The 9,350-nt window shown below is 60.4% G+C and carries 8 protein-coding genes; 4 read left to right on the forward strand and 4 right to left on the reverse strand.

Features of this window, described 5'->3' with window-relative positions; all coding sequences use genetic code 11:
* The 4 genes from accB to gcbA all read right to left on the reverse strand — a co-directional run.
* Positions 1-346 (reverse strand): acetyl-CoA carboxylase biotin carboxyl carrier protein (gene accB / locus ACIONG_RS15335; protein WP_401300664.1); only part of this gene is annotated, 346 nt, incomplete at its 3' end.
* 48 nt (positions 347-394) lie between these two features.
* A complete protein-coding gene (gene aroQ, locus ACIONG_RS15340; protein WP_093430249.1) occupies positions 395-847 on the reverse strand; it encodes a type II 3-dehydroquinate dehydratase in 453 nt (150 codons plus the stop codon).
* Between the two features lie 240 nt (positions 848-1,087).
* The gene (locus ACIONG_RS15345) at positions 1,088-3,034 is read right to left on the reverse strand and encodes a methyl-accepting chemotaxis protein (protein WP_401300667.1); all 1,947 of its coding nucleotides are present in this window, start codon (positions 3,032-3,034) and stop codon (positions 1,088-1,090) included.
* A 51-nt stretch (positions 3,035-3,085) separates the two neighbouring features.
* Positions 3,086-4,756: a diguanylate cyclase GcbA gene (gene gcbA / locus ACIONG_RS15350; protein ID WP_401300670.1), complete on the reverse strand. Its 1,671-nt coding sequence runs from the start codon at positions 4,754-4,756 to the stop codon at positions 3,086-3,088.
* Positions 4,757-5,191: 435 nt separating this feature from the next.
* Between gcbA and ACIONG_RS15355 the strand changes: the two genes are divergently transcribed.
* From ACIONG_RS15355 to speA, 4 genes are all read left to right on the forward strand, one after another.
* Positions 5,192-6,259, forward strand: coding sequence for a DUF2333 family protein (locus ACIONG_RS15355; protein ID WP_103306138.1), 1,068 nt, complete (start codon positions 5,192-5,194; stop codon positions 6,257-6,259).
* Positions 6,260-6,262: 3 nt separating this feature from the next.
* Positions 6,263-6,820: an NUDIX hydrolase gene (locus ACIONG_RS15360; RefSeq protein WP_401300673.1), complete on the forward strand. Its 558-nt coding sequence runs from the start codon at positions 6,263-6,265 to the stop codon at positions 6,818-6,820.
* A gap of 187 nt (positions 6,821-7,007) precedes the next feature.
* Complete coding sequence (locus tag ACIONG_RS15365; protein WP_007914613.1) at positions 7,008-7,379, forward strand: translation initiation factor Sui1; 372 nt, start codon at positions 7,008-7,010, stop codon at positions 7,377-7,379.
* Between the two features lie 220 nt (positions 7,380-7,599).
* A partial coding sequence (gene speA / locus ACIONG_RS15370; RefSeq protein ID WP_401300675.1) for an arginine decarboxylase occupies positions 7,600-9,350 on the forward strand: 1,751 nt, incomplete at its 3' end.

Raw genomic sequence — 9,350 nt, forward strand, 5'->3', positions numbered from 1 at the left:
CGATGCACAGAGTGTCGCCTTTCTTCACGGTCTGGCCGACTTCAACGAAGGACGGCGAGGTTGGCGAAGATTTACGGTAGAAAGTGCCGACCATCGGCGAACGGGCAACAGTGCCGTTCAGCGCTGGAGCAGCAGCGGCAGCCGGGGCTGCAGCAGCGACCGGAGCAGCAGCGGCGGCAGGTGCAGCGGCCGGTGCTTGCATCGGAGCCGGCGCGTAGTACTGCTGAGCCGGCGTCTTGCTGTGACGGCTGATGCGTACGGACTCTTCGCCTTCCTTGATCTCGAGCTCGTCGATGCCGGACTCTTCCAGCAATTCGATCAGTTTCTTAACTTTACGGATATCCATGAATCATCAACTCCCAAGGGTCGGTCAGGGGCGTTTAACGCTTGTAGTTCAAGCCGTTGCCTGTGTTTCAAGCTGTTCTAGTGCAGCCTCCAGGGCCAGTCGGTAACCGCTGGCGCCAAGGCCGCAGATCACTCCCACCGCTACATCGGAGAAGTAAGAGTGATGGCGGAAAGGTTCGCGTTTGTGCACGTTGGACAAATGCACTTCGATGAATGGGATGCTCACTCCCAGCAACGCGTCACGTAATGCAACACTTGTATGTGTAAATGCGGCTGGATTGATCAGGATGAAATCCACTCCCTCGCCGCGTGCGGCGTGGATGCGGTCGATCAATTCGTACTCGGCATTGCTTTGCAGATACAGCAGATGATGGCCGGCTTCACGGGCGCGGCGCTCCAGATCCTGATTGATCTGCGCCAGGGTCGTCGACCCATAGGTGCCCGGTTCGCGGGTGCCAAGCAGGTTCAGGTTGGGGCCGTGCAGCACCAGTAGGGTTGCCATCTGCGTAGTCCTTGTGATGAATGAGCAGTCGTCAGAACCCGGCGACTATGCCGCAAAGACTTTGTGACTGTCCAGTTCTATGCAATAGCCAGCACGATAGCCGATGTTTGCGCAAAATATGTGACCGTGTGATTTGATCCGGTCATTTGTGGTGTACGGACCGACGCCTTCGCGGGCAAGCCCGCTCCCACAGGGTTATGTATTTCAATGTGGGAGTGAGCCTGCTCGCGATAGCGATTTTCAGACGCGGAACGCCTGGACGGCGGTATGAAGCTGGCCGCCTAGCACCAGCAGGTTCTCGCCCTGTTCGCGCCCACGGCCGATACGCAGCAAGTTATCCCCACCCAACTGATGAATCCGCTCGCTGTGATCACGAATCTCGCTGACCGCGCCACTTTGCTGGGCGGTGATATCGGCAATGCGGATCGCCGTGTCGGAAATGGTCTGGATCGCACCGACGATTTTATCCAGCGCCCCGTCAGCCGCTTGCGCCTGATTGGCGGTGGCTTCGGCGTGTTCGACCTGCGCGCGCATACCTTCAACCGATTGCCGGGCGGCGCTTTGCAGGCCGGCAATCAGGGTTTGAATCTCCGCCGTCGCCCCGGCCGTACGCTGCGCCAGCGAGCGCACTTCCTCGGCCACCACGGCAAAACCGCGACCCATTTCCCCGGCCCGTGCCGCTTCAATCGCGGCGTTGAGTGCCAGCAGATTGGTCTGGTCGGCAATCGAGCGGATCACCGTCAAGACGCCGCCAATGGTCGCCGACTCCTCGGCCAGATGTTCGATCATCTGCGCATTGCCTTGCACCTCACCGACCAGGGCGTGCAGGCCGGTCAGGCTCTGGCCGATGACGGTTTGGCCGTGTTCGACGGCCAACCCGGCATGACGGCTGGCATCGGCAGCCTGACGCGCATCGCCGGCGACTTGCTGAATGGTTGCCTCCAGTTCGCCGAGGGAATCGCGAATCAAAGCGGTATCGCCAGCCTGATGCTCGGCGCCACTGTGCAGATCGTTGCTCAATTCGGCGAGGGTCCGGCTGCTGCCCGCCACTTGCTCGGCATTGCCACGAATGGTTGCGACCAGATCCACCAGATAGGCACGCAAGCGGTTCAGCGAGGCTTCGATGTCGTGCAGTTCGCGGTTGGTCTTGCCCAGATGAATGTCGCGACTGAAATCGCCTTCGGCCCAGGTCGACAGTGCCGGCGCCAGATTGGTCAGGGTGCGCGAGAGCCGGCGCTGCAAGGTATCGATCAGCAACGCGATCAGCAGAATGAGGCCGATCATCACGCCCTGCATCAGTCGCACTTCTGATTGAATCTGCCCATGTTGCGCACGCACTACCGGTTCCAGGCCGGCGATGGCCTGCTGTACGGCGGCGATTTTCTGATGGGTGGCGGCGCTGAGGTCGGCGCGTTTCTGGATCTGATCGCGAGTGCGTGCAAGTTCGGCGGGGTAGCGGCCAAGCAGGCTGTTGAGTTCACGTTTGAGGCCCACGCCGGCATCTTCGGCAACGGCTTTTTCGGTGCTTTCGATTCCCATCATGGCGGCGAAATCATCGCTGCTCGATTCAGTGCTGGTGACCACTCCGAGCAAGGGCAGGGCATCGATCACTTGCGCCTGCGCGCGGATATTACTGACCTCGCGCTCAACGTCGGCGGCCAGTTCACTGCGTCCGCTGCTGACCAGTTTGTCTCGCGCCAGCGACAGTTTGCCCAAGTGCTGCGAAGCGGCGAGCAGTGGCGTCAGGTACGTCGCGTTGCCATTGGCATAGGTGCTGATCTGCTCGAGGCTGGCACTCAATTCGCGCTCGGCCTGCAACAGCAAGGCTTGCGGATCACCGGCCAGTTTGCCGGCGGCGAGCAGGTCGGTTTTGCTGAATTCTTCAAGCCCCGACAGGCTCGGGCGCAGGCTATCGGCGAGCGCTGGCGGCAGTTCGCCGAGTTCTTTCTGCAAGCCGTCGATAGCCAGGCTGGCGCTGCTCAGACGCAGGGCATCGCCGCTGGCAAGGTAGTCCTCGATGTTGCGCGCCACTTCATTCTGAAACTGCTGCGACAGCCCCAGATAACGCTCCATCAGCAGATACGGGCGTTCCAGGGCTTTTTGCGACCACCACAGCGTGGCGCCAAGTGCGAGGCACACGGCGACCAGCAGCAGCGTGTTGAGATTGGTGAGCAACTTCAGGCGCATGACGGCTACCAACGGCAGAAATGGTAAGCGCCTGAATTTATTGCGGTTCTGTTACAGGGTTATGACCGAATCGGTGGATTCCGATGAAAAAGTGGCACTTTGCTGTGAGTCCCGTGCGGTCTGCACCCGATTGCGCCCGGCACCCTTGGCGCGGTACAGCGCCTCGTCGGCCTGGCTGGCCATCATCAGGCTGTCAGAGTCGTCGCGCATTTCCACCACGCCAGCGCTGAAAGTGCACCACAAGTCCTGCGGCTGTGCCGGGTAATGGATTTCGGCGAAGCGCTGGCGGATCTCGTCGAGCACTTTGTGCGCCGCCTCGATATCGGTGTCGGGCATGACGATGGCGAACTCTTCGCCGCCGTAACGACCAATGAAATCGGTCTTGCGCAAACGTTGCTTGAGGAACAGCGCCAGGCTCTTGATCACGCGGTCGCCCATCGGGTGGCCGTGGCTGTCGTTGACCCGTTTGAAGTGGTCGATGTCGAGCATGGCAAAGCTCAGCGGCTTGTTTTCGCGGCGGGCGCGGAACGAGCAGTCTTCAAGCAATTGCAGGATATGCGTGTGGTTGTACAACCCCGTGAGGCTGTCGCGGACCATGCGCGCCTTGAGATTGCGCGCGCGGGCGGCGCGGTTGCGCACCGTCGTGATCAGATGCCGTGGCTTGATCGGTTTGGTCAGGAAGTCGTCGCCGCCCTCGCTCATGGCGTCGAGCTGCTTGTCCAGATCGTCCTCGGCCGACAGGTAAATGATCGGCACGCTGACGTAGCGGTCATTGTGGCGGATGACTTTGGCCAGTTCGGTGCCGGTGCAGGCGGGCATGTACATGTCGAGGATGATCAGGTCCGGCTGGAAATCCGCCAGCTCCGCCATCGCCTGAATCGGTTCGATCAGCGTGCGGGTGACGATCCCGGCACTGTTGAGCAGGCGCTCGGTGTGCAAGGCCTGCGCACGCGAATCGTCGATGATCAGCACTTTATAGGGTTCGTACTGGGCGACGCAGGTGAGGACTTCGATCTTTTCCAGCAGGCTCGACGCTTCGAGGGTGCCGGTGAGGAATTCCTGACCACCGGCGCGTACAGCGGCGAGGCGTGTCGGCGTATCGGTTTCGTGCAGGCTGAAAAACAGCAGCGGCAGCGGTTCGTCCAGACCTACCTGGGCTTCGGCGGCCAGTTTCAGGCCGATGCCGGGGCCGCTGAAGTCGACGTCCATGACGATCGCCGCTGGCAAGCGTTCGACCATCGAGGATCGAAACGCCGCGACGCTGTCCAGCGCCTGCGCGGTCAAACCGAAAAACTCCAGTTGTTTGGCCAGGCGCTCGGCGCGGTCGTGATCCTGCAACATCACGTAGATCGGCTTGCGCAACGGCGGCAAGAAAGTCTGGTCGAGTTGATCGCCATGGCGCAGGCCGGTGCGCGACAGGCGCTGCATCAAGCGATTGAGGTCAGTGATCAGGCCGCTGCTCAGGCGTCCGCGATTGGCGTCCACCGCTTCCAGCGACTGACTGATATGGCGCGCGAGCTGGGTATGCTCGGGCTGTTCGAAACGCTCGGCAAAACGCAGCAGGCGCAAGTTGGCCTCGCTCAGTTCGGCGAGGTCGACGGTGGACCATTCACTGCGTTGCAGGCGCTGCCATATCTCAAGAATCTGACGTGCCTGATGAATTACCCGCTGGGCAAAGTGGTGCTTGAGACGCTCACGGCTGGGGTCTTCTGGCTCGGTCATATCCTGACTACTAGTTAGGGTGCATGCTGAGATCGACTGGTGGCTCTATGCTAGCACCTCTTTTCCCTTAGACGAGTGTCGCACGTCAATAATCTGCAATGCGTCACTATTCAGTTTCTGACCGAGTGGTTTTGTTTTTGACCTCTTCGTCGGTCAAGTCCCCGTACGCATTGGGGATGGCAGCGAGCAGGCCGGCAATCCGCTGAATTTGTGGCGCCGCTGACATCATCGTGGTGAATGCGCTTTTCGAGGGTTATCAATGCGCTGCGAAGGAGTCATAGGGGAGGTGGCATCAGGGATTCCCTTAGATCTGACAGATGCACCAGCGACCTGCGCGATTTGCTGCTTATCTTTAAGCGCGGGTGCCCGGCCTTGGCACGTTGTTGTATGGTTGTGGTCGAACCGATGAACTCAAGTGATTGAAAGGATATCGCCATGCTGGACTGGAAAAACCGCGCGGGCAGCGCGCCTGAACGTGCCGCCGAGCCCAAGTCGGCCACCCGCAGCTATGTCGGTGGGCTGCTGTTCAGCCGCGCGCTGGCCACGCTCATCGGTATTTATCTGCTGGTGACCATTGGCCTGGGCTGGTACTGGAGCCAGGAGCCGGCGCTGTTTCCGGTGGCGCAAAACGCCCAGGCGGCCGCTGAAAAAGAAGGCAAGCAAATGGTAGTCGGTTACACCACGGTCGAAACCTTGAAGACCGTCGCCGGCACATTGCTCGACAAGCCGGGCGGCTACATCTCCAACGACCGCTTCCCGCCGGGCCTGTGGATGGACAACACGCCGAGCTGGGAATACGGCGTGCTGGTGCAGGTGCGTGACCTGACCCGCGCACTGCGCAAGGATTTCGCCCGTTCGCAATCGCAGTCGGCGGAAGATGCCGATCTGGCCAAGGCCGAACCGCGCTTCAACTTCGACAACAAGAGCTGGATCCTGCCGTCCAGCGAGTCGGAATATCAGGAAGGCATCAATTCCCTCAGCCGCTATCAGGCTCGTCTGTCTGATCCAACCCAGAAAAACGCGCTGTTCTATGCGCGCGCCGACAACCTCAACAACTGGCTGGGCGACGTCGGTACCCGTCTTGGTTCGCTGTCGCAACGTCTTTCGGCCAGCGTCGGTCGCGTCAAACTCAACACCGCGCTGAAAACCGAAGTCCCGGCAGTCGGCGAAGTGCCGCAGGTTGATGAAGAAGTCGTCGAGACCCCGTGGATGCAGATCGACAACGTGTTCTACGAAGCACGCGGTCAGGCCTGGGCACTGTCGCACTTGCTGCGTGCCATCGAAGTCGACTTCGCCGATGTGCTGGCGAAGAAGAACGCCACGGTCAGCGTGCGTCAGATCATCCGTGAACTCGAAGCTTCGCAAGAGCCGGTCTGGAGCCCGATGATCCTCAATGGCAGCGGCTTCGGTGTGCTGGCCAACCACTCGCTGGTCATGGCCAACTATATTTCCCGAGCCAACGCCGCAGTGATCGATCTGCGCCAACTGCTCAATCAGGGCTGAGCCATGGTCGATAGCGCCAAAGAGGCGGCCCACCGCGCCGCCTCCGATGCCGAACAGATCGCCTGGGTCGACGAGCAGGACAACCTGCTCGGCGCCTTGGTACGGGCCGATTTGCGCGCGCGCGGGCTGATTGGCCGTGGGACCTACATCATGCTGTTCAATTCCGCCGGTGAGCTGTGCGTGCACCGGCGCACCTTGAGCAAGGCGATTTATCCGGGGTACTGGGACGTGGCGGCGGGCGGCATGGTCCAGGCGAACGAGACTTACGCCGAATCGGCAGCCCGTGAGCTGGAAGAAGAGCTGGGTGTGAGTGGTGTAGCGCTCACCGCTCACGACCATTTCTACTTCGAGGACACCGGCAATCGCCTGTGGTGCTCGGCATTTTCCGCAGTCTGGGACGGTCCGTTGAAACTGCAGCCGGAAGAAGTGCTGGAAGCGCGCTTCATTCCGGTCGAACAAGTGCTGCTGGAAATCGAGCAAAAGCCTTACTGCCCGGACTCTCTGGCAGCGTTGAAGCGCTATCTCAAGGCTCAGCAAAGCGACGTCGCAAAGAACACATAAATTGGCGCCGATTGGCACTTAGCATTTAGGTTTTTTGCCGTTACACTGCGCGACCTTTTCAAGCTGCACCGGCCTGCTTTTATTGAAGAACCGGTGCAGTAGCGCTGCCCCTGCCTGAGTGGGGCTTCGCGGTCGATGACCTTGCCCAAGGTCGCGATCAGTCTTTGTCCTCCCAAGAGGATTGCCGGTGGCCAAAAAAGCCGCATCCTTCGCCGCCTTAGGTGGCCTGGTATTTTCCACCGACGCAGGTCGTCATTGCCCGGAATGCAGTAAACCGGTGGACGCCTGTATCTGCAAACAAACCGTGATCCCGGCCGGCGACGGCATTGCCCGCGTGCGTCGCGAGAGCAAGGGCCGTGGCGGCAAGACGGTGACCACCATCACCGGCGTGCCACTGGCCGAAGACGCGCTCAAAGAGTTGGCGACAACGTTGAAGAAGCGTTGCGGCACCGGCGGCGCGTTGAAAGACGGGATCATCGAAATCCAGGGCGATCATGTCGAGCTACTCTTGGCAGAACTGATCAAGCACGGTTTCAAAGCGAAGAAGTCCGGCGGCTAGCAGCCTCTGTGAAAACCACCTGCGGCTTGATCCGGCTCTGAATATCTTCGGCTCCGGCGTCGTCTCCATGGTTTTCACAGAGCCTGTTCATGACCGGTTTCTAAACTCCACGCAGTCAGCGCGGTCTACCACCGCGCTGACGAACCGTCATTTTCATTCTTTAGACTGCGCCGGCCTGAACGTCAGGCGACGCACTATGACTTCTTTATAGGGGACTTCGATGTCCGTACGACGCACACGCAAAGACGATGGCAGCCAATGGACAGTTGCGGACAGCCGCAGTGTTTACGGGATTCGCCATTGGGGGGCCGGGTATTTCGCGATCAATGACGCCGGTCGCGTCGAAGTTCGTCCGAACGGCCCGAGCAGCTCGCCTATCGACCTGTTCGAGCAAGTCGACCAACTGCGCAAAAGCGGTTTGTCGTTGCCGTTGCTGGTTCGTTTCCCTGACATCCTGCAAGACCGTGTTCGCCAGTTGACCGGTGCATTCGATTCGAACATCGAGCGTCTTGAATACCAGAGCAAGTACACCGCTCTGTACCCGATCAAGGTCAACCAGCAAGAAGCGGTGATCGAGAACATCATCGCTACCCAGGACGTTTCCATCGGTCTGGAAGCCGGCTCCAAGCCTGAGTTGCTGGCCGTACTGGCACTGGCACCGAAGGGCGGCACCATCGTCTGCAACGGTTACAAGGACCGCGAGTTCATCCGTCTGGCGCTGATGGGCCAGAAGCTTGGCCACAACGTGTTCATCGTGATCGAGAAAGAATCCGAAGTCGGTCTGGTGATCGAAGAAGCCGCCTCGCTGAAGGTCAAGCCGCAGGTTGGTCTGCGCGTACGTCTGTCGTCACTGGCATCGTCGAAATGGGCGGACACCGGTGGCGAAAAATCCAAGTTCGGTCTGTCGGCGGCGCAGTTGCTGTCGGTAGTCGAGCGCTTCCGCGCTGCCGGTCTGGATCAGGGCATTCGCCTGCTGCACTTCCATATGGGTTCGCAAATCGCCAACCTGGCTGACTATCAGCACGGCTTCAAGGAGGCGATCCGCTACTACGGCGAGCTGCGCAACCTTGGTCTGCCGGTTGATCACATCGACGTCGGTGGCGGTCTGGGCGTCGACTACGACGGCACGCACTCGCGCAACGCCAGTTCGATCAACTACGACATGGACGATTACGCCGGTGTCGTTGTGGGCATGCTCAAGGAATTCTGCGACGCGCAGAGCCTGCCGCATCCGCACATTTTCTCCGAAAGCGGCCGCTCACTGACCGCCCACCACGCGATGCTGGTGGTGCAGGTGACTGACGTCGAGAAACACAACGACGAAATCCCGCTGATCGAAAACAAGGAAAACCTGCCGGAAACCGTGCAGTGGCTGGTTGACCTGCTGGGGCCGACCGACATTGAAATGGTCACCGAAACCTACTGGCGCGCCACCCACTACATGAGCGACGTGGCCGCACAGTACGCCGACGGCAAACTGACCCTGGCCGAGAAAGCCCTGGCCGAGCAGTGCTACTTCGCCGTGTGCCGTCGCCTGCACAACTCGTTGAAGGCGCGTCAGCGTTCGCACCGTCAGGTGCTCGACGAGCTCAACGACAAACTGGCCGACAAGTACATCTGCAACTTCTCGGTATTCCAGAGCCTGCCGGACACCTGGGCGATCGATCAGGTGCTGCCGATCATCCCCCTGCACCGTCTCGACGAAGAACCGCTGCGCCGCGCGGTGCTGCAGGATCTGACTTGCGACTCCGACGGGAAGATCAACCAGTACGTCGACGAGCAGAGCATCGAGACCAGTCTGCCGGTGCACGGTCTGAACGAAGGCGAAGACTACCTGCTGGGCGTGTTCCTGGTCGGCGCCTATCAGGAAATCCTCGGCGACATGCACAACCTGTTCGGTGACACCGACTCGGTGACGCGCGCGCCGAGCGGGGTTGGGGGGGGGGACCGCGCCGGCCTCGAGACCCACGA

The sequence above is a fragment of the Pseudomonas sp. NPDC087817 genome (genome assembly GCF_044742875.1).
GTDB lineage: Bacteria > Pseudomonadota > Gammaproteobacteria > Pseudomonadales > Pseudomonadaceae > Aquipseudomonas.